Raw genomic sequence first — 26106 nt, forward strand, 5'->3', positions numbered from 1 at the left:
CATGAACGAAAAACAGGAACAAGTTGAAGATATGTCTGATAAGGCACTGGATTTAGAACTGGTTAAACAAGCTCAAAGAGGCGATATTAAAGCCTTTGAGTTGTTGGTTCAGCGTTATCAACAGAAAGTTGCAGGCGTTGTCTCGAAACTGATAAAGGATTACCATGAGATTCAGGATGTCACGCAGGATGTTTTTATTAAGGTTTATAAAGCACTACCAAAATTTCGCGGTGATTCGGCTTTTTACACTTGGATTTATCGAATTGCCATTAACACAGCAAAGAACCATTTGGTGGCTAAAGGAAGACGCATTCAAAACAGTGATATCGAGCCTACTGAAGCGGAGAATTATTCAGGTGGTTTTGAAAAACAAAACTTCGCAACTCCGGAAGCTGAATATCAACGCCAAGAGGTCGAAAAAGTCGTTCATGATTCAATCAATTCCTTACCTGATAACTTAAAGAACGCCATAATCTTCAGAGAAGTTGATGGTATGAGTTATGAGGAAATAGCTGAAAAAATGCAATGTCCGGTCGGTACCGTCCGATCCAGAATATTCAGGGCGCGAGATGCTATTGAAGCAGCACTCAAGCCTGTGTTACAAAAAGAACAACAGAGAGCAAATTATGTCAGATAAATCAAAACAACAGATTTCCAATTTAATGGATGGCGAATTAGAAATTAATGCCAGTAAATTTCTGTTAAAACGCATGGCTGCCGATGATTCATTATCGGAAACATGGAATAATTATCATTTGATTAAATCTTGTTTACAAAAAGAAAAGGATGAGCCGTTATTTTTTGATATAGCTTCAGAAGTTGGAAATATATTGAGAAGAGAACAACGCACAACTGGCCATGATACAGCTCAAGTGAAAGAAAGAAGATGGATGAAGTCATTTAAACCTGTTTTGGGAATGGGAATAGCTGCCAGCGTGGCATTTCTATCAGTGATGATGATTCAAAATCGTACGATAAATAACGGAATTAATGAGTTAGAAGTAAACGGGAACAATATCATTGTCGTTAATGATAAAAACTCAGAAGGGTTGACTGCCCCGGATACAAATATTTCGGCTAATTTAGCAGCTGCCAGTGGTGGACAAATTCTGGTTCCTCCTCCGTCTTTAAGTCGTTTTCCATCTGTTTCTGCTACGCGTTCAAACAATGTTTATGCGCATAATTTTTCACAACCGGCAGTGGTTTCATATATTTTCTACGTTGATGAAAATGAGCAAGGAAAAGATAATAATCAACAAACACCAATGACAGTCAAGGATATTAGTGAGTGATAAAACTTGCTAAAATTCTCAGTATAGATTCTGAGATTGTTACTTTAAAACTTGAAAAAAAAGCCAAATGTGCAGACTGTAAAAACGGCTGCTCAGATGGCTTTTTAAGTTTTCTCTTCAAAAAAGATTCAGACGGAATCCTGAAAGTCGGTAAACACTCAGAAAATAGCACTCTAAGTTCGCATTTGTACGACTATGAGCATTTTTTTGCTGAAAATTCTTTCAAGAATAATGACATCATCGGAATTGAATTACAGGAGTTTCAACTGCTTAAATATGCATTGATGCTTTATGGAATGCCCATATTAGCAATCGTATTTTTTCTGATTAGCGGATATACCGTCTTTTCAATTTCTGGATTGAATGGCGATATTGGCGGAGTGATTGGATTTGTTCTGGGACTGTTTTTGACTAGAGTTTTGATTCAATCTGCAAAGTTCAGAGCAACTCCCAGAGTTAAATTTTTTAAATGAACCTAAAATTATTCCCGGTTTTACTTCAAAGTTTTAAATTTTCAACAATATCCAAAGTTGCTTTTGAACGGTTTAGTGTATAAAAATGCAGTCCGGGGGCGCCTTGATTGAGCAAGTTTTCGCAAAGCCCGGTAATAAAATCGTTTCCAAATTGCTGAATGGATTTTCTATCATCTCCATAACTTTGTAATTTATACCTCAACCATCGTGGCATTTCTGCTCCGCAGAATCCGCAAAAACGGTTGATATTGCTGAAATTTGTTATTGGCATAATTCCAGGGATGATTGGAATATCAATATTCTTTTTACTGCATTCATCAACAAATGCGAAATAGGAATCGGCATTAAAAAAGAATTGTGTGATTGCTTGTGTGGCTCCGGCATCGACTTTCTTCTTAAAGAATTTGAGTTCACTTTCCATGGTTTCTGATTCAGGATGAATTTCAGGATAACAACCGACAGTGATTCTGAATTGATCGTTAAATTCACTTTTGATATATTCAATCAACTCATTTGCATGACGAAAATAACCAATAGAACCCATGCCAGATGGAACATCACCTCTGAGAGCCAAAATGTCATTGATGTTATGATCGAGATAATTTTGTAGCAGGTTCTTTATAGATTCCGGAGTTCCACCCATGCACGACAGATGTGGAATAACGATTGGATTGGGGTGTTTTTTTAATTCCAATACAGTTTCAATCGTTGCATCAATCGTCGAACCACCGGCACCAAATGTAACTGAGAAAAAATCAGGCTCGAGTTTTCGCAACTTCTCCTGAGTGTCTTGCAAAATAACTTTTTGCTCGTCAGTTCTCGCAGGAAAGAATTCAAAACTGATTTTTGCTTTTCTCATAACTTTAACACCATTCAAGTTGAAAGACACGAAGTGATATTACTCACTTCGTGTCGTGTCAATTAATAACGATAATGTTCCGGTTTATACGGTCCATCTGTTGTAACACCAATATAAGCTGCTTGTTTTTCAGTGAGTTGTGTCAGTTTCGCACCAACTCTGGCTAAATGAAGTCTGGCAACTTTTTCATCCAGTTTTTTAGGAAGAACATAAACTTGGTTCTGGTAATTTTCACCATTTGAGAATAACTCAATTTGAGCTAAAACCTGATTAGTGAATGAATTGGACATTACAAAACTGGGATGTCCGGTTGCACAACCCAGATTGATTAGGCGACCTTTCGCCAATAAGATGATTTTTTTGCCATCTTCAAAAATCACATGATCAACCTGTGGTTTGATTTGATCCCATTGACATTTTTCTTCCAAACTTGCAACGTCAATTTCGTTGTCAAAGTGTCCAATATTACAAACAATTGCCTGATCACGCATTTTTTTCATGTGGTCATAAGTAATGATGTTGAAGTTTCCTGTCGCTGTTACAAAAATATCAGCTTGATCACAAACTTCGTCCAATGTCACAACTTTGAAACCTTCCATTGCTGCTTGTAAAGCACAAATTGGGTCGATTTCTGTTATAAGAACAGTTGCTCCCAAACCACGCAATGATTGAGCGCAACCTTTACCAACGTCACCGTAACCACAAACGACCGCAACTTTACCGGCAATCATAACATCTGTGGCACGTTTGATGCCGTCAACCAAAGACTCACGACATCCATATAAATTATCAAATTTAGATTTAGTCACAGAGTCATTCACATTGATTGCAGGGAATGGTAAATCACCGGCTTTTGCAATTTCGTACAAACGATGCACACCGGTTGTTGTTTCTTCAGTCACACCTTGAATATTTGCCAATGCTTTGGTGTACCATCCATTGCTCGTTGGTAAACGCTTTTTAATAGAATTGAATAAGCATTTCTCTTCTGCTGATTGTGGATTATCCAATACCGATGGATCTTTTTCTGCTTTTGCACCTAACATGAGTAGCATAGTTGCATCACCACCATCATCCAGAATCATATTCGGAGTTCCGCCATCGTGCCATTGCATTATTCGATGTGTGTATTCCCAGTATTCATCCAGGGTTTCCCCTTTGACTGCAAATACAGGAATTCCTTGATCAGCAATTGCGGCCGCTGCGTGATCTTGAGTGGAATAAATATTACAAGATGCCCAACGCACTTCTGCTCCTAAAGCAACCAATGTCTCAATCAGAATAGCGGTTTGAACCGTCATGTGTAAAGAACCGGCAATGCGGGCTCCTTTTAACGGTTGTTTGTCTTTGTATTCTTCACGAATTGACATGAGTCCGGGCATTTCCGTCTCGGCAATTCTGAATTCTTTATAACCCCATTCTGCCAGACCAATGTCGGCAACGATATAATCGGGTGCGAAGTCTTCTAATTTTTCTTTGTTAATCTGTTGTGTCATTTTTCTCTCAATTCTTTAGTTATATTTTCGCTGCTTGTCTCAGTATTTCTGCTTTATCGGTTTTTTCCCAAGTGAAATCTTCATCTTCACGCCCCATGTGTCCATAAGCTGCGGTTTTTTGGTATATCGGACGAATCAAATCCAGTTCAGTAATAATTCCGTATGGAGTTAGATTGAAATGTTCACGGATTAATTGTTCGATTGTTTCTTCCGAAATTTTATTTGTTCCAAAAGTGGTTACGCTGATAGAAGTCGGTTTAGCAACGCCAATGGCATAAGAAACCTGAACTTCACAACGATCAGCCAGACCGGCTGCAACCACATTTTTTGCGACATAACGACCGGCATAAGCTGCTGAACGATCCACTTTAGACGGATCTTTTCCTGAGAAGGCGCCACCACCGTGACGCGCCATACCACCGTAAGTATCAACAATGATTTTTCTTCCTGTCAGTCCACAATCGCCTACAGGTCCGCCGATAACGAATTTTCCGGTGGGGTTGATATGAAATAAGGTGTCTTTTGTTAACCAGTTTTCAGGCAATACCGGCTTGATAATTTCTTCCATAACCGCTTCGCGCAAGTCTTTCAACGAGATGTCTTCATCATGCTGGGTTGATAAAACAACAGCGTCAATTGAAATCGGTTTGTCATCGACATAGCGGAAAGTTAGCTGACTTTTTGCATCCGGACGCAACCATGATAATTTACCGCTTCTACGAACAAACGATTGTCTTTCGACCAAACGATGAGCATAGGTGATTGGAGCAGGCATTAATACATCGGTTTCATTGGAAGCGTAACCAAACATTAAACCTTGGTCTCCGGCTCCTTGTTCCTCAGGACTTTGTCTGTCAACGCCTTGGTTGATGTCGCCTGACTGTTTACCAATCAAAGACATCACAGCACATGTGTGTCCATCAAATCCGACATTAGAATTATCATATCCAACATCAGTTATCACTTTTCTAACGATGTCATCTAAATCCACCCAAGCTGAAGTTGTGATTTCACCGGCGATGATAGCTGTTCCTGTTTTCACTAATGTTTCACAGGCAACTCTGGCAGATTTATCTTGTGCCAAAATAGCATCTAACACAGCATCTGATATTTGGTCAGCCAGCTTATCCGGATGTCCTTCAGAAACTGATTCTGAGGTGAAAAGATAATCGGTTGTTCTATTGCTCATAATTAATATATCTCTTTGTGCGAATAAAGAGATATATTCTATCCGTAAGTTTTGGAAATTGGTAATAACTTTAGTTAAATAATCGTGTTTGATAGTGAAAAAACTCAAAAAAAGCTAAAATTCATTACTCTTATTAACAAGTGCGCAGCAGAATGAGTTTCTTAAAAGGAAGTGTTTTTCTTATATTAGTTGTTATCAATACATTGTTTTGGGTTCCAATTTTATTGGTTTTTGCTTTGATAAAATTGATTGTACCCATTCACGCTTTTCGCCGAGCAGTATCACGTTTATTGGTGTGGATTGCAGAAACATGGGTTGCATTAAACACTCATTCACATCGAATATTACATGGAAAAAAACTGGAAGTTTCAGGATTGAATGATTTACAAAAAGATGATTGGTATTTGCTGATAAGTAATCATGTTGCTGCTGCTGATATCCCTGTATTGCAAAGCGTATTTCATAAAAAAATTCCTTTTTTAAAGTTCTTCTTAAAAAAAGAATTAATCTGGATGCCATTTCTTGGTTTGGCTTGGTGGGCGCTTGATTTTCCGTTTATGAGACGTTTTACAAAAGAGTATCTGCAAAAAAATCCTCACATGAAAGGTAAAGATTTGGAAATTACTCGTAAAGCCTGCGAAAAATTTAGAGATTATCCAATCACAGTGATTAATTATGTTGAAGGAACACGTTTTACTCAAGTTAAGCATGATAAACAACAGTCACCATTTACGCATTTATTAAAACCTAAATCCGGCGGCATAGGGTTTGTGCTCGGATCAATGGGTGACAGAATCAGTTATTTAATTTTAACGAGTATCAAATATTTACCACATCCACCAAGTCCGTGGGAATACATGTGTGGTAAATTTGCAAAAGTACAAGTTTTGGTTGAAAAAATTAAAATTCCTGATAATTTAAAGAATAAGAATTACTTAACTGATTCTGCGTTTAAGCAAGATTTGCAAAGCTGGCTGAATGAATTGTGGTTTAAACAAGATAAGAAATTGTCATGAGTGAAGTTTTATTCGATATCGTTTTTAAAGGTAAATTTGCTGGTTCGATTGATCAGCAAAAAGCAGAATTACATTTTTCAAAACTTTTTAAATTACCAATTGAGAAAGCCAGATTATTCTTCGACGGGAAGCCGAGAACCTTAAAAAAATCACTGACTATGGACAAGGCCAGTAACATGAGAGAGGTGCTGAAAAAAGCCGGCTTGCGTGTCACATTAGTCAAACAAGAATCTGAACAAAGTACAACCACTGACAAGAAACAAGCCTTGACTATGTCTAATGTTGGGGTGGTGATTGTAAACAAACCATTTGTTCCTCCAAAACACTTTGATACCTCGAAATTAAAGCTCGACGAAGTGGGTGTTGAAATTGTTCATAAAGTTGAAGTACCAGAACCGGAATATGACTTACATGACTTGAGTTTGGATGAAGTTGGTGTTGAAATTATTCAAAAAAAACATATTCCTCATCCTGATATCGATGTTTCTGGTCTGACAGTTGATGAGGTTGGAGCTATTTTTTCTAAAAAAAACATTGTGAGTGAGCCTCATTTTGATTTAAGCAATTTATCGTTGGATGATGTAGGAAGTGTTTTGGTTGAGAAAAAGCAAATAGCAAAACCGGAAATAAATACGGAAAATATCACACTTCAGGATTGAAGTTGATATGCCCTTCTCAAATTTTTGTAAAAATTTATCTTAATCCAATATCAGGCAATTTATTGCTATACAAAGGCATTAATTATAAAATCTCAAACAATTTTAAATATTTTGAAACTATGAAGAAGCAATTAGGTTTAATCGTGTCAAGTATATTGTTTTCCGGACAATTGTATTCACAGGAAGCTCCTACTGAACAAGGTTTTGATGATATAGATGATATCCCCGGCTGGATATTTGATAATCGCTCTGAACCATTGGGAGAGACCGGCTGGTTTCAAGGTGTTGAAACTATCGTTTCATCACATGAAGGCGCCACGACTTCTTATATCGCTGCAAACTACCGAAATACTGATGTTGATAATGATGATGTGCCTAACACAATTTGTAATTATCTGATTATGCCGGATTTAGGTAACTTGGAATCTGTTTCTTTTTATACTCGAAGTGTTAAAGCGAGCAATAACTTTAATGTCTATCCGGATCGTTTGTATGTGATATATAGTCCAACAGGTGGTGTTGAAACGGGAAACTGCACCGATGATCTTGGTGATTTTTCTCATATACTTATGTCGGTGAATCCGGATTTAACGACTGAGCTGAAATATCCTGAAGGCTATCCTTTAACGGAATGGACTCAATTTGAAGTTGAAGTCAATGGAGCCGGGCGAGTGGCATTTTTGTATTATGTCGAAGATGCCGGATTTTATGGTACAAACTCTAACTTTATAGGAATTGATACTGTTGAATGGGTCAGAGGAGAAGATGAGCCAACTCCTAATGTTGAAAAAATAAATAAGCCGATTAAAGGAAGAAGAATATCTTCAAATACCGTGATTGAAGTATTGAACTAATTTAGAAATTATCAAAAATTTTCACTTTGATAAAAAAGCCCTTATGTTTTTCAACTAAGGGCTTTTTTGCTTGTTTAGCTATGTTTAATGATTAAGGTAGTTGTTCAAATCCGTTCTCAAAAATAAGATCAAATGGAGAACAGTCGCCAATTGCAGTAGGCAGTACAGCTAATGTAATTCTTGAGTCTGGAACATCTCCGCTATTTGCCGCTAAAATAACATCATTAAATCTCAATTCAGATAAGGTTCCAGAACATACAGTGTATGTAATTTCTACTGATTGAGTGGCATTAGGTGCTAACTCAAAACTTGATGGGGACACTGTAATTACGCCGCCATCTCTCATTTTAACATCCGCAGTAGACCATGTATAAGTTGATGAGGATCTGTTTTTTACTGTTCTTGTCCAACTACAATTACTAGAACAATTGGTATCTCTTACACTAGGGATATTTAATGTTGCAGGATCGCCACCTGCAGATGGATTCGCAGCTAAATAATTAGCAAATGTTTCATCCATAACCAATGCAGCTTTAGCTGCCTTTGTTAAATCTATCGTTCCGCTTCCAACTTGGTCAGGAGTAGCCGGAGCGCCTGTACCTGTTGTTACTACACTATCTGCTGTCATCATCATTGCTGATTTAATTTCAGAAGGACTCCAATCCGGGTGTACCTTCATGACTAACAATGCTGACCCGGAAACGTGTGGGGCTGACATAGAAGTTCCTGAAAGAAACTCAAATTGAGGAGCAGTTGTTCCATCTTTATATGCAGCAAAAATATTAGTACCGGGGCCATTAATATCCGGCTTGGTTACATCAAATGAATTATTTGGCCCCTGTAAACTACCAGCATTTAAAATATTGCCTAATGAGTCTATCATGGTATATGCAGCGGTTCCCGATATAAAGCCTTCAACGGTTGAAGCTACAACTGAATCAATAAAAGCAACGATTGCATCACCATCCGCCTGTCCAATCATTACAGCTGGAATATTTGTTGACTCAATTCCACCCATAACTATTGGAATATCGGCTTGATTATTATAGATAATGGCAGCAACAGCTCCTGCTGCTTCAGCATTATCTATTTTGGATGAAAAATTACATGAACCCCTGCTTATGAGAGCAATTTTGCCATTAAAAGAATTGGCAGGAAAAGCGCTACATCCTTCTTGGTTGCCTGGAGCAACATTACCTGCATATAACAAACCGGCATCAACATCACCGCTGAAATTATTAGCAACTCCCAATAAGCCATACATATCGATCAAATGTGAAGGTATCGGAGTTGGCTGAGTAATATCAACTCTGTTATTCAAAGCACGACTGTGTGAGGAATTCGCAACAGAAAGTAACCATGGTCCTCTGTGGTTTACATTTCCTACCGGATCTGGAACGCTAGTACTGGTGTTACCTGCTGAAGCAGATACAACGATACCGGCATTCATTGCATCAAGATACAATCTATCTGAATCAGTCCATGGAGATGTACCGCCACTGATTGAATAGGAAATAACATCAACTCCATCGGCAATTGCCTGATTAATACCTGCAGTAATGGCAGAGCCGGCACAGGAACTGATACATACATCGTAAGCAATGATATGAGCATGTGGAGCTACACCCGAGATGCTTGGAGCCGCTAACGGAGTTCCTGTAGTTGTCACAAAACCACCTGGAATAGAGGCCGCTGTTATTCTGTTCCCTGCTGCGGTACTTGCTGTATGAGATCCGTGACCGTTAGTGTCATCAGGGCCATCGGCAAAGTCCCAAACACCAATGAGTTTGTTGTTACAAACATTTGTTGGACTACAGTCTGAACCGGCAACCGTATTACCAGCACCTAATGGGTTTGCTGCTGCAAAATCATACATGTCTTCAGGAGCATCAGAAAAGGATGGATGATCCATGTTGATACCAGTATCCAATACACCAACTATCATTCCCTCACCCTGATTAGGAACATTACCTGGAACCGAAGTTCCATCCCATATCGTATTCGCACCGATGAATGTTGGACCAACATCTGTGTCCAATTCATAAATTTTTTCTTTGTCTACACTAGCTACACCATTTATTGAGCGGATTAAATTTGCTTCGTCAGCAGTCAAATTCATAGCCATTCCATAATTCGCATAATAATATTCAAACTTGGCATTAACTCTGCGCCCTAAGGTTGAAGAGATTACATCAACGGTTTGATTAAGTTCAGCTTTTAGGAATTGTAAATAGGCTTGTGCCGCTTCAGATTTTGTGTCCAGTTTTCTGGTACCTGTTGCACTTGGTGAAGTTGCGCTAAAGTTTTCATATCCACCATTATAATGAACCAAACTTTGGTGGTTGAGTTGAATAATGTAAGTGTTTGTTGCGGCATTGACAAGTTCAGCTTGTTGAGAATGCACTATAGTTACGAACAAACTAGTAAAAAATACAGATAATAATTTCATTTGATATCTCCTCTTTTATTGAATTGCAATAATCGCATCCATTTCTATCATTGCGTTTTTTGGTAATCCGGCAACCTCTATTGCCGCACGAGCCGGATAGGGTTCCTCAAAATACTGGGACATTATGTCATTGAGCGTTGCAAAATGCGATAAATCTTGAACGAAAATATTTAATTTTAAGGTATTTTGCAGGCTTGTTCCTGCCGCGATTGCAATTGCTTGTAAGTTTCTGAATACCTGATGAGTTTGCTTGGAAAAATCTTCTTCTCGCATCTCACCATTTTTTGGATTAATCGGTATTTGTCCTGAAACATACAAAACATTATTGTGAGTCACTGCTTGCGAATATGTTCCAATTGCTGCAGGTGCATCTTGTGTTTCGATAATTTTCTTCATGATATCTATCCAATTTCTTTTCTGGAAGCTTTTAGAACCTCCGGAAGTTGCCTTAATTTATATAAAATGTTTTTCAAGTTCATTTTGTTTGCGATACTAAGGTGAAACTCCAAACCTGAGTAATTCCCATCTCTGTCAACCTGATCAAACCTTTCTATGTTACCATGATTCTCAGCAACAATACTCGCTAATTTTGCCAATACACCTTGTTTATTGATGACATCCATTTGAATAGTTGTGCGGAATAAGACTTCTTGCTCCAAATCCCATTTCATGACAATCATGCGCTCTGGATTTTTCTCCATTTCTTCCAAATTCGGACAGTTCTTTCTATGAACGACAATTCCTTTTATTGGACTCATGTACCCGACGATTTCATCATCAGGCAGAGGTTCACAACATTGTGGATAGCTTAAAATAGATCCTTCTTTACCGGTAATTGAAAATGCCTCTTTAGGTAAATATTCTTTAGCTAAACCTCTTTGTTTATATAATGGGAGCATTTTTTTTGCAGCAATTGAAGGCAATAATTCAGCAAATGCAAAAGACTTTAACAAGTCATCCATGCTGTCTTTTTTATAATATTTGAGAGCTTTTTGAATGGTTTTGTCATCCAATTTATCAAAGGATAAGCCGTAGGTGTCTAAAGCTCGATCGAGCATTTTATGTCCCACTTGCACGGCATCCTGGTCAGTTATTTGTTTGAGTTCATGTCGAATCGCTGTTCTTGCCTTGCTTGTAGTAACAATGTTTAACCATTCTGCCTTAGGAGCGCTTGTCTCACTGGTATTGATTTTGACTGTTTGTCCGGTTTGTAATTTTTGTTTTAATGATGCCGGCTTATTATTGATTTCAGCTGAAGTGGCTGTATTTCCAACAGAGGTGTGAATTGCATAAGCAAAATCCAGCGCTGTAGATTGTAATGGCAATTGTATAATTTTTCCGCGAGGAGTGAAAACATAGATTTCATCCATGATTAAATCTTTTTTCATGTTCTCATAAAACTCCAGAGAACTTCCGGTTTCTTTTTGTAAATTGAGTAAATCACCCAACCAGTTTCGTGCCAATGTTAAACGTGATGTGCTGTCCGAGCTTTTATTCTTATACATCCAATGAGCCGCAACGCCTGATTCACAAACTTTATCCATCTCGCCGGTCCTTATTTGGACTTCAATTGCCAAACCGTAAGGGCCGGTCACTAGTGTATGGATGGACTGGTAGCCATTGGTTTTTGGCACTGCAATATAATCTTTGAAGCTGTTTTCTCGAGGGGCATAAAGTCCGTGAATAACTCCTAGTGCGATATAACAATCTTGAACAGATTTAACAATCACTCGTACACCAAACACATCATGAATTTGGTCGAATTCCAGATTTTTTTCCTGTTGTTTTTTGTAGATACTATAAAGTGTTTTTTGCCGTCCTTCGACTTCTGCATTGAGGCTGGAATGTAATAAGGACTTGGATATCTTTTTTTGAATTTTTTTGATAGCTTCCTTGCGATTGCCTGACAGCTCTTTAACTTTTAAGGAAAGTTTCTCAGCAATATTTGGTAGCAAAGCCCAGAATGCCAGCTCTTGAATTTCATTTTGTATTTTTTTTAGTCCCAATCTTTCTGCAATCGGGGCAAAGACTTCCAGAGTTTCTCGGGAAATTCTTTTCCGGCTTGATTCACTCATGGCGCTGATGGTGCGCATGTTATGCAATCTGTCCGCAAGTTTGATAATAATAACTCGTAAGTCGTCAGCCATTACAAATAGCATTTTGACAAAACTTTCGGCTTGTGCTTCTTTCAGGTTTCGAAACTTGAGTTTATCAAGTTTGGTGACCGCTTGAACCAGATAAGCGACGGTTTTGTTGAATGTTTTTACCAAATCTTCTTCTGTAACTTCAGTATCCTCAATCGTATCGTGCAGAATGGCAGCACAAAGCGTATTGATGTCGAAATTGAGCTCAGCAAGAATACTGGCAACAGTTAATGGGTGAGTGATATAAGGTTCACCGGATTTCCTGAATTGTTTACGGTGAGCTTCCGCTCCGTAATGGAAGGCTTTTTTTAGAAGTTTCTGTTCGCTTGATGAAAGATAACTCCGAGTGAGTCCAGCAAGCGAATTATAAGCTGTAACAACAGCCGGGTGATTTAAAATGGTCGTGACATCTGATGCTGTCACGACTTTTTCATTAGATGGTTAAGTGGAACCGATTCTTTCATATATTCTGAATAATTATAGAATTTGCGAATCTTGTTCCTCTGCTGCAGCATTCCATTCTTCAAGCTCTCTGGCACGTTTTTCTTCGAGCTCCAGCTCCTTGAGCTTTTCTTCAGTCATCAAGCCTTCGGCAATTTCACGCAAAGCCAAAACAGTTGGTTTGTCATTTTCTTCATCAACTAATGGCGCTTGACCGTTTGCAATCAAACGTGCGCGTTTAGCAGCCAGTTGTACCAATTCAAAACGATTATCAACATGCTCTAAACAATCTTCAACTGTAACTCTTGCCATTTTTCTATTTCCTGTTTAATAAATGCGACCGCATATTTTAGCAAAAAAAAATAAAAATAATAACTATCTCAATGATTTGAGTGTTTTTTTGTAGTTTTCTGTGAATTTATCATTCAGTTTTTGGATTTTTTGAGCATTTCTGTATATAGAAGCAATAGCATTGCTATCCACAAATACGAGAGTATCTAAACATTGCTCACCGTTTAGATTTGTTAAAAGAGGGTTGCGCGTGTCAATTTCAATCCAATTGGCCTTATCACCGACATTAAAACCATTACCGCAGAATTGCCCTGAAAGTTTGCCACCACTGACAGCATTATTCCACAAAAAAGTTCCAACATGAGACGTCTTTGAATTGCTTGAAACCACCCTTTGTCGGAGTTGTAATCTTTGTGAGTATTCCAACATTTGAAGTTCCTGAAAAGGGTTGATGACAATATGACTGTCAGAACCAATGGCCATTTTTCCGTTTTGCCTGAAATATACAGGTAATGGGAAAACACCATCACCCAAATTAGCTTCTGTCATTGGACACAAACCGGCGATAGCTCCGGATTTTGCGATGAGATTAATTTCATTGTCGTTTAAATGCGTAGCATGAATTAAACTCCAATTAGAATTGACCTCAAAATTATGAAAAAGATATTCAACCGGCCTCATGTTTGTGTGTTCAAACAACTGCTCAACTTCAGCAACTTGTTCTGATATGTGTATGTGTATTGGTTGATTATTTCCTAATTCATCAAGAACTATTTGCATGTTTTCGATGGAAACCGCTCGCAGAGAGTGAAAGCAAATACCCAACTTTTGGTTTTCATAAAGTTGTTTTTCTAGGGCTTGGTATAACTCGATATAATCCTTGTTCGAGAGATAGAATCGCTCTTGGGATTTTGTTAATGGTGTACCATCAACATGCGATTGCTGATAGAGAACAGGTAATAATGTGAGTTCGATACCTGCATCATGAGCCGCTTGAATAATTGCAAGTGACATGCTCTTTGTATCTTCAGGATTATTTAATTCACGGTGGATGTAATGAAATTCACAAACTGATGAATATCCGCACAACAGCATTTCATGATAAACATATCGTGCAATGTGATAAAGTTGTTCAGAGTTTATTTTGTTAGCATATTCGTACATCAGATTTCGCCATGACCAAAAGCTGTCGTTTTCCGATGTTTTGTATTCAGTCAGACCAGCCATTGTTCTTTGAAATACATGTGAGTGGCAATTGGGCATGGCAGGAATCGCACAATCTATTATTTCATCATTTGCATTTGGCATAGAATTGACTACTGAACTTGTGACTGTTCCGTTTTCATCCACATCAATTCTGACGTCTTTGCTCCAACCGGACGGGAATAAGGCTTCGTGAAAGAAAAAGCTTTTCATAATAATATTCGAATTAAGCCACTCTTCTAACAGAGATCAGATACTCAATAGTACTGATTCGGCTGAGAATCTGATTGAGATGTTCAAAGTTATGAACTCTTACGGTTAGCTCAATATTATTGATTCCATGAGTGGGATCGGGTTTTGCCGATAATGCATCAATATTGGCTTTCAAACTCGCCAACACTGAAGATAAATCTTTGATAAATGATTTACGATCATGAGCGGTTATTTTGATATTGACCGGAAAGCTGATGTTGGTGTCTTCTTTCCAGGAAACCGGAATAATTCGCTCAGGTTCTTCAGAAATCATTCGAGTGTAATTTTCACAATCGGCACGATGGACACTAACGCCTCGGGTACGTGTGATAAAACCTCCTATGACGTCACCCAAAACCGGATTACAACAATTGGCTTTGGTTGCCATAACATTCATTAAACCCTCAATTAAAAAAGGGCTAGAGTTGTTTTGAGAGGTCTGAACCGGTTTACTGACTTTGAAATATTCAGGTTCTTTTGGTCTGAGTTGTTCTTCTGCAAGTCGCAACAACTGATTGACTGAAATATCTCCGGTTGCCACTCTGGCATAGAGTGTATCGACTTCGTGGAGATTGTATTTTTTCAGAAACCGAGATAAATCAACCTCTTCCAGTGCGAATTTTTTTAATTCTTTGTCGAGAGTTTCTTTTCCAACAATGACATTTTGGTCGTAGTCATTGGCACGAAACCAGTGTCTCACTTTGGCTTTCGCACGGGCAGATTTCAAATATCCGGCTTGTTCACTCAACCAATCTCTGCTTGGTTTGGCAATTTTGGAGGTTAAAATTTCAATGCGATCGCCGGTTTCCAGAGTGGTAGTCAGAGGAACAATGTTGCCATTGACTTTGGCTCCGCGAGTGCGGTGACCCACTTCGGTATGCACCTGATAGGCAAAATCCACGACGGTTGAACCTGCTGACATGTCTATTACATCTCCGGCAGGGGTAAAAACATAAATTCGTTCTTCTTCGGTTTCGCTTTCAAATTGAGCCAATAAATCATCATTATCAGCATCGTCGGATGATAATAATTGTCGCATCCAGTTCACTTTATTATCAAAACTGACATCCTGTTTGGAGCCGTCTTTATAACGCCAATGAGCTGCAACTCCAAGTTCAGCATGTTCGTGCATTTGATAAGTCCGAATCTGGACTTCCATGGTTTTTCCACCTTTGCCAATTACAACAGTATGCAGAGATTGATAATTATTTCCTTTAGGCATAGCAATGTAGTCGTCAAACTCTTTGGGAATATGTTTCCAAAGTGAATGAACAATTCCTAGCACAGCATAACAGTCGGAAAGGTTGTCAACCAATACTCTAATAGCTCGAATATCAAACAAGCCATCAAATGTCAGGTTTTTCTTCTGCATTTTTTTATAAATGCTGAAAATATGTTTGGGTCTTCCGGCAATTTCAGCTTTAACGCCCATCTCATCGAGTTTGGACTCAAGTTGTTGGATAGAGTGACTAATAAACTCTTCTCTGTCACTTCGCCTTTCGGATAATAATTTAGCAATTTCTTTGTATTCTTCAGGTTTTAAATAACGAAACGCCAAATCTTCAATTTCCCACTTAACCTGCCAAATACCTAAACGGTTGGCTAAAGGAGCGTGAAGAGTTTGTGAAAGTTGAGCGAGCCTTTTTTGTTCCGCTTCGGGAAAATGGACAGCTGCTCGAAGAATAACAAGTTGGTCAGCTAATAGAATTAAAACCAAGCGGACATCTTTTATCATGGCAAAGAGTAAACGTCTGAGAGCCTCACCATTATTTCTCAGTGCCTCAGCATCATTCATCCACTCAAATTGAGTGACTTTGGTGATTTCGTCGAGAATGAAAAGAACTTTATCAGAAAAAGCGGAACGAATTTCATCGCTTAAATCTTCACCGTTTCTTACCAGATGAAACAACAAAGCCGCTGTGATGACTTCATCATCAGCCTGGAGATTGTTTAAAACCTCAATAAGAAATCTCAGATGGTTTTTTGAAATGTTGCCATTGAGATTTAAATCTGTTGATTTCTCTTTAATTAAATCAAACGCATTATTGAGATTTTCCAGTTTTTTTTCAGGAAACTTCAATTTCAGGTTTTGCCACCAGATTTGTACGTCAGTTTGATTCATTGGAAATATTATTTTGAGCTTTATCTGCTCATTGTTTTCAATTGAAAGTAGAAGTTGATTGATAAGCCGGGTTCTGTCATATCTTAATGATAGGGTAATCATTCATCTGGATCATACATCGCTGCATGTCTCAAGCAACCTACCCGAAAACTGTGCGGATCACACAAATGTTTTCCTATTTGGTCTTGCTCCCAGTGGGGTTTACCATGCCATGAACCGTTACCGGTCATGCGGTGCGCTCTTACCACACCCTTTCACCCTTACCAGTCTAAACTGGCGGTCTGCTCTCTGTTGCACTGGCCGTAGGCTCACGCCTCCCAGACGTTATCTGGCACTGCATCCTGTGGAGCCCGGACTTTCCTCGATATTGAAATCAATACCGCGATTACCTTAATCAACTTCTAGGGGTGATTATGGTTGATATAAAATAAAAAACAAGGGCTGTAATTAAAAAATATGAATTAAACTTGTGATTCTAAATTTCAATTGTCTATTCATGGATTTTAGTAAGTTTTAAGAAACTTCAATAGTATAAAATAAACATTGTAAAGTTTAAGAAATAGCCTTAGTTTTAGATATTTCAAAAATGTGACAGCTGTCACGGTATTTAGGAGTATGAAACTTATAATGAACTCAATTGTTTAGAAATTGATGTCCCCATTCCCTATCCAATTTCATCAGTTTCAAACAAAAAAGGCTGCGCGCACACGCAGCCTTTTTCTTTTCTGAGAATTAAATTTTTTAAAATGGCATTTCGACCTTTTTATAGCCTTGAGGGATGCTGAAATTTTCAGGAGATATACTGTCATGATTGACATCACTCAAGACGCCTGATTCGGAGCTTTGGTTGTAACGAACCGGAATAAAATCTCCCAAACCAGAAAAATCCATGCTGTTATCTTCACCAAATTGCTCTGCCATCGCTTCAATTGTTTTTTGAAAAGATGATATTACTGCATATTCACTACTGCTCATCCCAACTTCAGAATAATCAGCAACACAGAAATCAGATTTACCACCGGCACCTTTTTTGACAACAACTTCACAATCGAAACCATTGACCGAGTCACTTTCTCCGGTCAGGCTATATTCTGCTTTCGGTTTTTTCTTCGGCATTTGAGCTTTTAAAGCTTGCTCCATCATGCCTCGCATCATTGCTCTTTGAGACTCAGGAATTTGAGCCATTTGTTTCTCCAGCATTTTATCCATCATTGCACTCATGTCACCGAGCGACTCTAGCTGTTCTTTATCCAATACAAAGTATTGTTGGTTATCTTTCATAATCATTGTGAAAGTGGTGTTGTTAGAATTGTAAACCATGTAGGAATCAGCTTCTCTGCCGAAAGAGTCAGCACGCATCATGCCATTGGCGAACTGCATTCTCATTGTTACATCACCATCAGTTGTAGAATATGTTAATGTTGTATCAGCAAAAGCAGAAGATGCAGTTGCTGTTAATAAACATACTTTAAGAAATTTCATTTGTGTTCTCCGGATATAAAAGTAAATTTTAATCTAAGTCAGATATCATGTTAGTATATCCGACCGTTTGTGATAAATACGTTCATTTTCATATTTAAGTGACAAAAAAAATAAATAATAGAAAAAAATCTGATTTTGGATTGTTGAGGTTTCTTTTCTGGTTTGGATTTGGATTCTCAATAGGTTTAGGAGTTCCCTGGTATTTTTATCTTCAGTCTCTGATCAATTCCACATTCGTGCAATATAGCTGGAATATCCCGACTTCAATTTATGCCAGAGAGTTTGAGTTTTATGAAGGCAAGAAAATCAATGTCAAAGAATTGGACTTTGAACTAGATGTTTTAGGGTATCTGAAAAGAGACAAACCACAGTTCATTGGTGAATATTCAGTCCAATCAAACAGTTATGAAATTCACTCTAAAGGCTTTTATTATTTCGATGAACCGGAATCACCAAAGGTTATTAAATTTGAAGTTGTAAACAACAAGATTCAAAACTTAAATCATCAATTTGCCCGGTTGGAGCCGCTGGTAATCGGACAGTTCTACAATGCCGACTTTAAAAATCGCGAGCCGATTCCGATTGAACATGTTCCGAATACCATGGTTATGGGTTTACAAGCGGTTGAGGATAGAAGTTTTAATCAGCACATTGGTGTTGATTTTTTAGGGATTCTGCGAGCAATGGTCAAGAATCTGTTTGCCGGCAAAGTGGTTCAAGGTGGCAGTACCATCACACAACAATTGATTAAAAGTCGTTGGAACTACGGCAAGAAAAGCTGGTTTAGAAAAGCCAATGAAGCCTTTTCGTCGATATTGTTGGAAAGGAAATTGAGCAAAGGAGAAATTTTGGAGAATTATTTCAACGAAATCTATTGGGGACAGGCAGGAAAAGTCTCGATTCATGGAGTTTTGCAAGCATCTCAGTATTATTTTTCCAAGAAACCCAAGCAATTAAATATTGCTGAGCAAGCATTGCTGATTGGGTTGGTAAAAGGACCATCCTGGTACAACCCGATCAATAACCACGAAAGAGCATTGAAACGTAGAAATACCGTATTGAACTCATGGTATGAAACCGGAGTGATTAGCCAAACTCAATGGCAACATGCCAAACAGTCAAGGATTGAATTGAGGATTAACAATTCTTTTAAAAATCAAAAATACCGGGATGCGATTGACTTGGTTGAAAACCAAATTGACCGACATATTTCCGATAAAGAACTCAAGCAGAAAGGTTTAAAAATATTCACAACGCTGAATCCTTATACTCATGAACAGTTAGTCAATACTTTGCGTTGGCATACAAATTCCTTAGGTGATAACTTACAATCGGCATCCGTTATTGCCAATTCGCAGAATGGGGAAATTCTGGCGATTAAAGGTTCAAAGGAAATTTTTGGAGATTACAATCGGGCTTTACTGTCCAAGCGTCAGATTGGTTCGCTCATTAAACCTTTTGTTTATCTCGCTGCATTAGAAGAGCTCAAAGGATTCGATTTATCGGATAAAATCAACGACAAACCGGTCTCGCTAAAAACTCAATCCGGTGAAATTTGGAATCCGAAAAACTGGGATCATAAAAGTTTAGGCAAAATTAAAGCACTTGATGCTTTGGTCTTTTCCAGAAATCAGGCAACAGTGAATTTAGGGTTAAAAATTGGGCTCAATCAATTTATCCGATTTTTAAAGCGAATCGGTCTGAATATCAATCATAGCAACCATCCGTCAATATTTTTGGGAGCGACTGAATTAACTCCGCTGGAGGTGCTTAATTTGTATTTGTTGTTTTCATCAAATACTGAACAGAAAAACACCATCTTTATCAAATCCATCATTGACTTGAAGAAAACTAAAATTGGTACACAGAAACAATCAGCAAAGCAAAATGTGGGCAGACAATCTTTGCTTGAAATTCGAGAAGCTCTGCATGAAGTAACAATCCGGGGAACAGCATCAAAAGTTTCAAAAGAGTTCGGGTTTACAGAAGTTTATGGAAAAACAGGAACAACAAATGACGGACGAAACAGTTGGTATGCTGGTTTTGACGAAGAATATTTGGCTGTTTTTTGGGTTGGCAAAGACAACAATTCACCAACATCTCTCAGCGGTGCCAGTGGCGCAATGAAACTTTGGTTGAATTGGTATCAGAAATTAAGGTGAAATAGTACTACCGAAGCTTTCTCAAATACCACCATTCAAATAAAACTTTTGCCCAATGGAATATACGCAAAGGAGGTGTGGCGAAATTTCTTTTCGGTGTTCGGACTGTCAGAACGCCTTTGTCATTACTATCAACAATACACATCAGTTCCGGTTTGAAAGTGGCATTCGCGGGTTTTTTCTGAAGCTCGTTGAGTAAATTTTCTGAAGCGGCTTGCGCTTGTAAATCTGCCATGTGTGCTTGTTTAGGCATCCAGTCAGGGCCGCTGAAACTGCCACTGTCTCCGGCAACATAAACCGCAGACATTTCTTCGACTTTACAATTGCTATTGGCACGAATCAGTCCGCCCTCTGAAAGTGGAAGAGGTGAGTCTTTAAACCACATGTTTCCCGTCATTCCCGGCATAAATAAAATTAAATCCGCATCAAATTCACCACCTTCGGTTTTCACTTTATTGGCTTCAAATCCGACCATCTTATGTCCCAAGTGAGTCTCAATATTGCATTTCTTCATGCGTTTCAATAAACCCTCAACTGCTTTTTCACCCATGCGAATTCCGGGTTTCGGAGCAGGGCAGAAGAAAATGATTTTGAATTGTTCGCGACGTTTTTGTTTTCGAAGCAACTGATCAATGCCGAATAAAAACTCAAACATCGGACCACCACGCATGGCCGATGGTTCTTTGGGATTGGAAGCAAAACCTATAGCAATTGTGCCTGATTTCAATGCATCCAGTTTTTCTTTGATTTTTTCTCCGATGGCAATTCCTTCACAAGGCGTGATTATATTTTCGATTCCCGGTAGTTTTTTGATAAATCGACCACCGGTTGCAATGATCAAACCGTCGTTTTCAACTTTTCCAGCGGTAGTCATTACGGTACGCCCGCCGTTCTCAAGTCCTGTGACATGCCCTTTATGATGGAGGACATTGTATTTTTTGAAAAAATTAGCAAGTGGGACTGTAATGTCATGCGCATTTCTTTTACCATTTGGAAACCAAATCAAACTTGGTAGATAGACAAAGCTGTCGCTGGCTGATACCAATGTGATTTCACAGCTATTATCTTTTTTTCTTAAACTTCTGACAGCCGTTAAAGCTGCAAAACCGGAACCAAGGACAGTAATTTTCTTCATGGGTTTCTATTTAACGACGGTGTTGCATTTCCAGTTGTTGAGCACATTGAATGCACAGTGTGGTATAAGGCATAATTTTCAATCGTTTTTTATTGATCTCTGCTCCGCATTCGGCGCATTCGCCATATTCGTCTTGTTTGATTCGTTTTAATGCAAACTTGACTTGGGCTAATTCATTGGAAGTTTCTTTATAGATTCCCTCAAGAACTTCATCATTTTCAGCTTCAACAGCGGCTTCTTCCCAGTCTTTACTGCGAGTGCCAGTCAGAGTTTCTTTGATTTCTGCTAATCGCGCTTTTAGTTCTTTTTTGAGTTTTTTTAATTTTTTCTCAGTTTTGTTGTACATGTTTTTTCTCAAATCAATTGGAATGTCATATTAAGGCAGTTTATCAAATTTTCAATTGATTGTTGTCAAGATAGATAAATTAATAAATTTCTGCCGGGTTATTTCATCTCTTTAGAAAACTTGATAAGTGACAAGTTTTTTGAATTCAGTTTTGTATATTAGCAAATTCTAATATACATTTAAAATTTATATGGTAGATTTATTGTGGTTATTCGTGCATTAAATTTACAGAGAAATATATGAAAAATCGGTCAGTTAGAATGCAGGCAGCTCGTTCAGTTATAAAAAGAATCACTTTCATCGGGTTCGTTTTTTTCTCAGTTGTTAGTCAGGCGACTGGTTCTGATAGTCAGACCGTCACTAAAGTTGGAATTGATGAATATACAACAATCCACAAAGTTAAAGACAAGCAGCTTGTTAAGGCTGTATCATCTTCAATGACTGATCACTCAAAGTTTAAAGCATTGCAGGGTCCATTTGAAGACGGACCTGCGGTCACGAAAGCGTGTTTGGAATGTCATAATGAAGCCGGACATGCTTTTATGCAAAATAAACATTGGACGTGGAAATACACTGACCCGGACACTGGACAGCAATTAGGTAAGAGTGTTCTTGTCAATAATTTCTGTACCAATGCTCGTGGAAATGAGGGTATGTGTGCACAATGTCATGCCGGATATAACATGACAGACAGTAATTTTGATTTTTCTAACCAAAACAATATTGATTGTTTAGTTTGCCATGAATCATCCGGACAGTATTATAAAACTCCGCCGACAACAGGTAATGAAGCCTGTGAAGAGTTGTTTGAAGGTAAAAATCCAATTGATTTTGCTTTATCAGCGAAAAGTGTAGTGAATCCACAAAGAAGCAATTGTGGAACTTGTCACTTCTACGGAGGTGGCGGTGATAACGTCAAACATGGTGATTTATCATCGGCTTTGGTTCATCCCGATAAAAATCTCGATGTCCACATGGATGCCAATGGCAACAATTTCGCTTGTACTGACTGTCATGTGGGAGAAAAACACCAATGGTCAGGAAGCCGCTATCAAATGGTTCCTGTGGATGAAAGACATCCGGGTAAACCCGGTGAAGAAAATCCGACTGCCAGTTGTGCATCTTGTCATAGTGATAAACCGCATCATTCCACATCGCTTATTGGTTTGAAGCTCAATGACCACACTGAAAAAGTCGCTTGTGAGACCTGTCATATCCCTGAGTTTGCTCGTGGTGGAGTAGCAACTAAGATTGGTTGGGATTGGAGAACGGCAGGGAAAACTAAAGATGGAGTGGGATTCAAAGAGTCCAAATACACTCAAGGAAATGGCGAGCATCGTTATACCTATAAATCCATCAAAGGAGATTTCACTTACGGCGAAAATATCATTCCGGAGTATTATTGGTTTAACGGAAGATCACATTACACCACAATTGATACCAAGTTTGATCCGACAAAACCTGTTGAAATCAATAACGTTGAAGGAACACCCGGAGGTAAAGATTCAAGAATCACACCATTCAAACGTATGCAAACCATTCAGCCCTATGATAAAGGAAATAACACCTTGGTGTATATGCATCTTTGGGGTGACGATCCGGATTCGTTTTGGGGAAATTACGACTTCGCAAAAGCAATTGAACATGGAATGAGTGAGTATGATATTCCATACAGTGGTGAATATGATTTCATTGAAACCTATTCCTACTGGCCAATCAACCACATGGTTGCACCGGAAGAAAAGGCGTTAGAATGTAAAGATTGTCATTCTCAACAAAGCAGGCTTGCTGGATTGACGGCTGTTTATATTCCGGGACATACAAAATTCCAATGGCTTGATATTTTGGGTCTGTTTTTAGTCGCCGGAACATTGGGTGGAGTGCTTGTTCACGGCTTGATTCGTATGTTTACAAAATCGAAATCTAAGGAGGAAGTCTAATGTCAAATTATGCAGTAAAAATATTCAGCCGTTTTGAACGATTCTGGCATTGGTCACAAATGGTTTTGATAATGACTTTGATTTTTTCAGGTTTTAGAATTCACGGATTTTACCAAGTAATCAGTTTTGATTTGGCGGTAAAACTTCATACATTTGCTGCTCTTGCGTTGTTGGTTATCTGGATGTTTGCTGTTTTTTGGTTGTTTACAACTGGAGACTGGAAACAATATCTGCCGACTAAAAAAGGGTTGTTCCGCGTTGCGCGATATTATGCTTACGGAATTTTTAAAAATGAAGCGCATCCGTATAAAAAAACCTATCTTCGTAAACATAATCCACTACAGGCATTATCATATTTGGCATTAAAAATATTTCTATTTCCGGCGATTTGGATGAGTGGATTAATCTATCTCACTTATGGATTTTGGGGTGAGGAAGTGATGAGCTCCACATCAATGTTGATGTTTGTTGCTATCATTCACACCGCAGCCGCTTTCGCTATTGTTGCATTTGTGATTATTCATGTTTACTTGCTGACAACGGGTCATGGATTTGTGGTACATGTTAAACCTATGATTACCGGATTTGATAAAGTTGAACTAACTGATGAAGAAATCGCATTTCTGCAATCCAATGAGCCGAAGAATATACGCAAGGAATAATAATTTCACATATCTTTTATTGCAACAATTTGATAAAATCCAGCTTTTTTTAGAACGGTAAAAGACTATGGGCTTTAAATGTGGAATTGTCGGGCTTCCGAATGTCGGGAAATCAACGCTTTTTAATGCTTTGACAAAAGCAGGAATTGACGCGGCAAACTATCCTTTTTGCACCATTGAACCCAATGTCGGTGTGGTTGAAGTTCCTGACCCAAGATTGCAGAAACTGGCAGAAATTGTTAAACCGGAACGTGTTCTACCAACAGTTATGGAATTTGTTGATATTGCAGGACTGGTTGCAGGAGCATCTAAAGGCGAAGGTTTAGGAAACCAGTTTTTATCGAATATCCGTGAAACCGATGCCATTGCTCATGTGGTTCGCTGTTTTGAAGATGCCGACGTGGTTCATGTCGATGGAAAAATCAATCCGCTCAGTGATGTTGAAACCATCAATACCGAACTGGCTCTTGCTGATTTGGAATCTGCTGAACGCGGCCTGCTCAAAGCTCAAAAACAAAGCAAGTCAGGCAACAAAGATGCTATCGCCAGAGCCAAAGTTCTGGAAAAAATTGTGGCTCAACTTTCAGACGGTTTGCCAATTCGTGCATTGGAACTGGCAAAAGAAGAAAAAGCCGTTATTAAAGAATTCAGTTTTATCACAGCCAAGCCGGTCATGTTTATTGCCAATGTTGCCGAAGATGGTTTTGAAAACAATCCTTTCCTCAATCAACTGCGTGAAATGGCAGAGAAAGAGAACGCATCAGTTGTTCCTGTTTGTGCCGTTATTGAATCTGAAATTGCCGTTTTAGAAGACGAAGACAAGGAAATGTTTATGGAAGAAATGGGCTTGGAAGAAGCCGGACTCGACCGAGTGATTCGTGCCGGATATGAGCTTCTGGGACTACAAACCTACTTCACCGCCGGAGTCAAAGAAGTCCGAGCCTGGACTTATAAAAACGGCTCAACAGCACCCCAATGTGCCGGAGTGATTCACACCGATTTTGAAAAAGGCTTCATCCGTGCAGAAACCATGGCTTATGACGATTTCATTCAATACAAAGGCGAAGCCGGGTGTAAAGAAGCCGGGAAATTGAGACTGGAAGGAAAGGAATATCTCGTGAAAGAGGGTGATGTTTTGCATTTCCGCTTCAATGTCTAAATAATCAATGATATAACCTCATTAATTCGCCTGCTTTTCGTTCGGAGTTTTATGTTACTTTTCTTTACTCGTGTAAAGCAAAGTAACCAAAAATTCTTCTGGAAAGAATTTTCATGCAAACCTGTAAGGCGAATATCACGGATGATATGAGTAAAAGAAAGCACGCCCCGACATTCCGACCTACGGTTTCCTTCAGTACTCATAAAATTTGATGCTCAACAAAAACTCGCTACGCTCAAACACTTGTTTCGCTAATATCAAATTTTATTCCGTTCCTCAGCGAAATGTAAGGAGTTTAAAAAGAACACCGTCATACTGAGCGAAGTGGACGAAGTCCACGAAGTCGTAAGACCAAACGGCAAGGATAGCCGTTTTGCCACGCGAAGCGACCCGGAGGGTTCGTGGCAGGAGCGAAGAGATAATCTCAAAAATTCGTCATGCTGAATTTATTTAAGCATCAATGAAATATTTCGTGATATT

General features: G+C 38.7%; 22 protein-coding genes and 1 other RNA gene. 10 read left to right on the top strand and 13 right to left on the bottom strand.

What is annotated here, in order from left to right; all coding sequences use genetic code 11:
- The first annotated feature begins 1 nt into the window (after position 1).
- Genes rpoE through R3F25_11010 form a run of 3 tightly spaced genes read left to right on the top strand, consistent with a single transcriptional unit; the run spans position 2 to position 1765 of the window.
- Positions 2–637: an RNA polymerase sigma factor RpoE gene (gene rpoE, locus R3F25_11000; GenBank protein MEZ5497333.1), complete on the top strand. Its 636-nt coding sequence runs from the start codon at positions 2–4 to the stop codon at positions 635–637.
- Positions 627–1292: a sigma-E factor negative regulatory protein gene (locus R3F25_11005; protein ID MEZ5497334.1), complete on the top strand. Its 666-nt coding sequence runs from the start codon at positions 627–629 to the stop codon at positions 1290–1292. Before rpoE ends, R3F25_11005 begins: the two co-directional genes overlap by 11 nt.
- Positions 1289–1765 (top strand): SoxR reducing system RseC family protein, encoded by a 477-nt coding sequence (locus tag R3F25_11010; GenBank protein MEZ5497335.1) that lies wholly within the window; start codon positions 1289–1291, stop codon positions 1763–1765. The genes R3F25_11005 and R3F25_11010 overlap by 4 nt, the downstream gene beginning before the upstream one ends.
- Before the next feature lie 25 nt (positions 1766–1790).
- Here the strand turns inward: R3F25_11010 and metF are convergent, their stop codons facing one another.
- The 3 genes from metF to metK form a co-directional block, all read right to left on the bottom strand.
- Complete coding sequence (gene metF, locus R3F25_11015) at positions 1791–2624, bottom strand: methylenetetrahydrofolate reductase [NAD(P)H] (protein ID MEZ5497336.1); 834 nt, start codon at positions 2622–2624, stop codon at positions 1791–1793.
- 62 nt (positions 2625–2686) lie between these two features.
- Positions 2687–4120 (bottom strand): adenosylhomocysteinase, encoded by a 1434-nt coding sequence (ahcY, locus tag R3F25_11020; GenBank protein ID MEZ5497337.1) that lies wholly within the window; start codon positions 4118–4120, stop codon positions 2687–2689.
- Positions 4121–4139: 19 nt separating this feature from the next.
- On the bottom strand, positions 4140–5309 hold the full coding sequence (metK, locus tag R3F25_11025) for a methionine adenosyltransferase (protein MEZ5497338.1): 1170 nt from the start codon (positions 5307–5309) through the stop codon (positions 4140–4142).
- A gap of 152 nt (positions 5310–5461) precedes the next feature.
- On the opposite strand from metK, the gene R3F25_11030 reads away from it, so the two are divergent.
- The 3 genes from R3F25_11030 (at position 5462) to R3F25_11040 (ending at position 7838) form a co-directional block, all read left to right on the top strand.
- The gene (locus tag R3F25_11030) at positions 5462–6325 is read left to right on the top strand and encodes an acyltransferase (GenBank protein ID MEZ5497339.1); all 864 of its coding nucleotides are present in this window, start codon (positions 5462–5464) and stop codon (positions 6323–6325) included.
- Positions 6322–6984, top strand: a complete 663-nt coding sequence (locus R3F25_11035) for a hypothetical protein (protein ID MEZ5497340.1) — start codon at positions 6322–6324, stop codon at positions 6982–6984. Before R3F25_11030 ends, R3F25_11035 begins: the two co-directional genes overlap by 4 nt.
- A 119-nt stretch (positions 6985–7103) precedes the next feature.
- A complete protein-coding gene (locus R3F25_11040) occupies positions 7104–7838 on the top strand; it encodes a choice-of-anchor J domain-containing protein (GenBank protein ID MEZ5497341.1) in 735 nt (244 codons plus the stop codon).
- Positions 7839–7929: 91 nt separating this feature from the next.
- On the opposite strand, the gene R3F25_11045 is transcribed toward R3F25_11040, so the two are convergent.
- The 8 genes from R3F25_11045 to R3F25_11080 form a co-directional block, all read right to left on the bottom strand.
- The gene (locus R3F25_11045; protein MEZ5497342.1) at positions 7930–10287 is read right to left on the bottom strand and encodes a S8 family serine peptidase; all 2358 of its coding nucleotides are present in this window, start codon (positions 10285–10287) and stop codon (positions 7930–7932) included.
- Positions 10288–10302: 15 nt separating this feature from the next.
- Complete coding sequence (locus R3F25_11050) at positions 10303–10686, bottom strand: RidA family protein (protein ID MEZ5497343.1); 384 nt, start codon at positions 10684–10686, stop codon at positions 10303–10305.
- Positions 10687–10688: 2 nt separating this feature from the next.
- Positions 10689–12854, bottom strand: coding sequence for a bifunctional (p)ppGpp synthetase/guanosine-3',5'-bis(diphosphate) 3'-pyrophosphohydrolase (locus R3F25_11055; protein ID MEZ5497344.1), 2166 nt, complete (start codon positions 12852–12854; stop codon positions 10689–10691).
- A gap of 54 nt (positions 12855–12908) precedes the next feature.
- Positions 12909–13184 (bottom strand): DNA-directed RNA polymerase subunit omega, encoded by a 276-nt coding sequence (rpoZ, locus tag R3F25_11060; GenBank protein MEZ5497345.1) that lies wholly within the window; start codon positions 13182–13184, stop codon positions 12909–12911.
- Positions 13185–13247: 63 nt separating this feature from the next.
- Positions 13248–14579, bottom strand: coding sequence for a formimidoylglutamate deiminase (hutF, locus tag R3F25_11065; GenBank protein ID MEZ5497346.1), 1332 nt, complete (start codon positions 14577–14579; stop codon positions 13248–13250).
- A gap of 13 nt (positions 14580–14592) precedes the next feature.
- Positions 14593–16740 (bottom strand): bifunctional (p)ppGpp synthetase/guanosine-3',5'-bis(diphosphate) 3'-pyrophosphohydrolase, encoded by a 2148-nt coding sequence (locus tag R3F25_11070; protein MEZ5497347.1) that lies wholly within the window; start codon positions 16738–16740, stop codon positions 14593–14595.
- A 46-nt stretch (positions 16741–16786) separates the two neighbouring features.
- Positions 16787–17142, bottom strand: an RNA gene (gene rnpB, locus R3F25_11075) — RNase P RNA component class A.
- A 339-nt stretch (positions 17143–17481) separates the two neighbouring features.
- A complete protein-coding gene (locus tag R3F25_11080; protein MEZ5497348.1) occupies positions 17482–18222 on the bottom strand; it encodes a DUF4412 domain-containing protein in 741 nt (246 codons plus the stop codon).
- 98 nt (positions 18223–18320) lie between these two features.
- On the opposite strand from R3F25_11080, the gene R3F25_11085 reads away from it, so the two are divergent.
- Positions 18321–20384 (top strand): transglycosylase domain-containing protein, encoded by a 2064-nt coding sequence (locus R3F25_11085; protein MEZ5497349.1) that lies wholly within the window; start codon positions 18321–18323, stop codon positions 20382–20384.
- A gap of 7 nt (positions 20385–20391) precedes the next feature.
- Here the strand turns inward: R3F25_11085 and R3F25_11090 are convergent, their stop codons facing one another.
- Together R3F25_11090 and R3F25_11095 are read right to left on the bottom strand one after the other, a co-directional pair.
- The gene (locus tag R3F25_11090) at positions 20392–21519 is read right to left on the bottom strand and encodes an FAD-dependent oxidoreductase (protein ID MEZ5497350.1); all 1128 of its coding nucleotides are present in this window, start codon (positions 21517–21519) and stop codon (positions 20392–20394) included.
- Between the two features lie 10 nt (positions 21520–21529).
- Positions 21530–21865 (bottom strand): TraR/DksA family transcriptional regulator, encoded by a 336-nt coding sequence (locus R3F25_11095; protein MEZ5497351.1) that lies wholly within the window; start codon positions 21863–21865, stop codon positions 21530–21532.
- A 239-nt stretch (positions 21866–22104) separates the two neighbouring features.
- On the opposite strand from R3F25_11095, the gene R3F25_11100 reads away from it, so the two are divergent.
- The 3 genes from R3F25_11100 (at position 22105) to ychF (ending at position 25626) form a co-directional block, all read left to right on the top strand.
- Positions 22105–23805 (top strand): tetrathionate reductase family octaheme c-type cytochrome, encoded by a 1701-nt coding sequence (locus R3F25_11100; GenBank protein MEZ5497352.1) that lies wholly within the window; start codon positions 22105–22107, stop codon positions 23803–23805.
- Positions 23805–24467: a cytochrome b/b6 domain-containing protein gene (locus R3F25_11105; GenBank protein ID MEZ5497353.1), complete on the top strand. Its 663-nt coding sequence runs from the start codon at positions 23805–23807 to the stop codon at positions 24465–24467. Before R3F25_11100 ends, R3F25_11105 begins: the two co-directional genes overlap by 1 nt.
- A gap of 67 nt (positions 24468–24534) precedes the next feature.
- Complete coding sequence (ychF, locus tag R3F25_11110) at positions 24535–25626, top strand: redox-regulated ATPase YchF (GenBank protein ID MEZ5497354.1); 1092 nt, start codon at positions 24535–24537, stop codon at positions 25624–25626.
- Positions 25627–26106: the final 480 nt, after the last annotated feature.

The sequence above is a fragment of the Gammaproteobacteria bacterium genome (assembly GCA_041395445.1).
GTDB lineage: Bacteria > Pseudomonadota > Gammaproteobacteria > Xanthomonadales > Marinicellaceae > NORP309.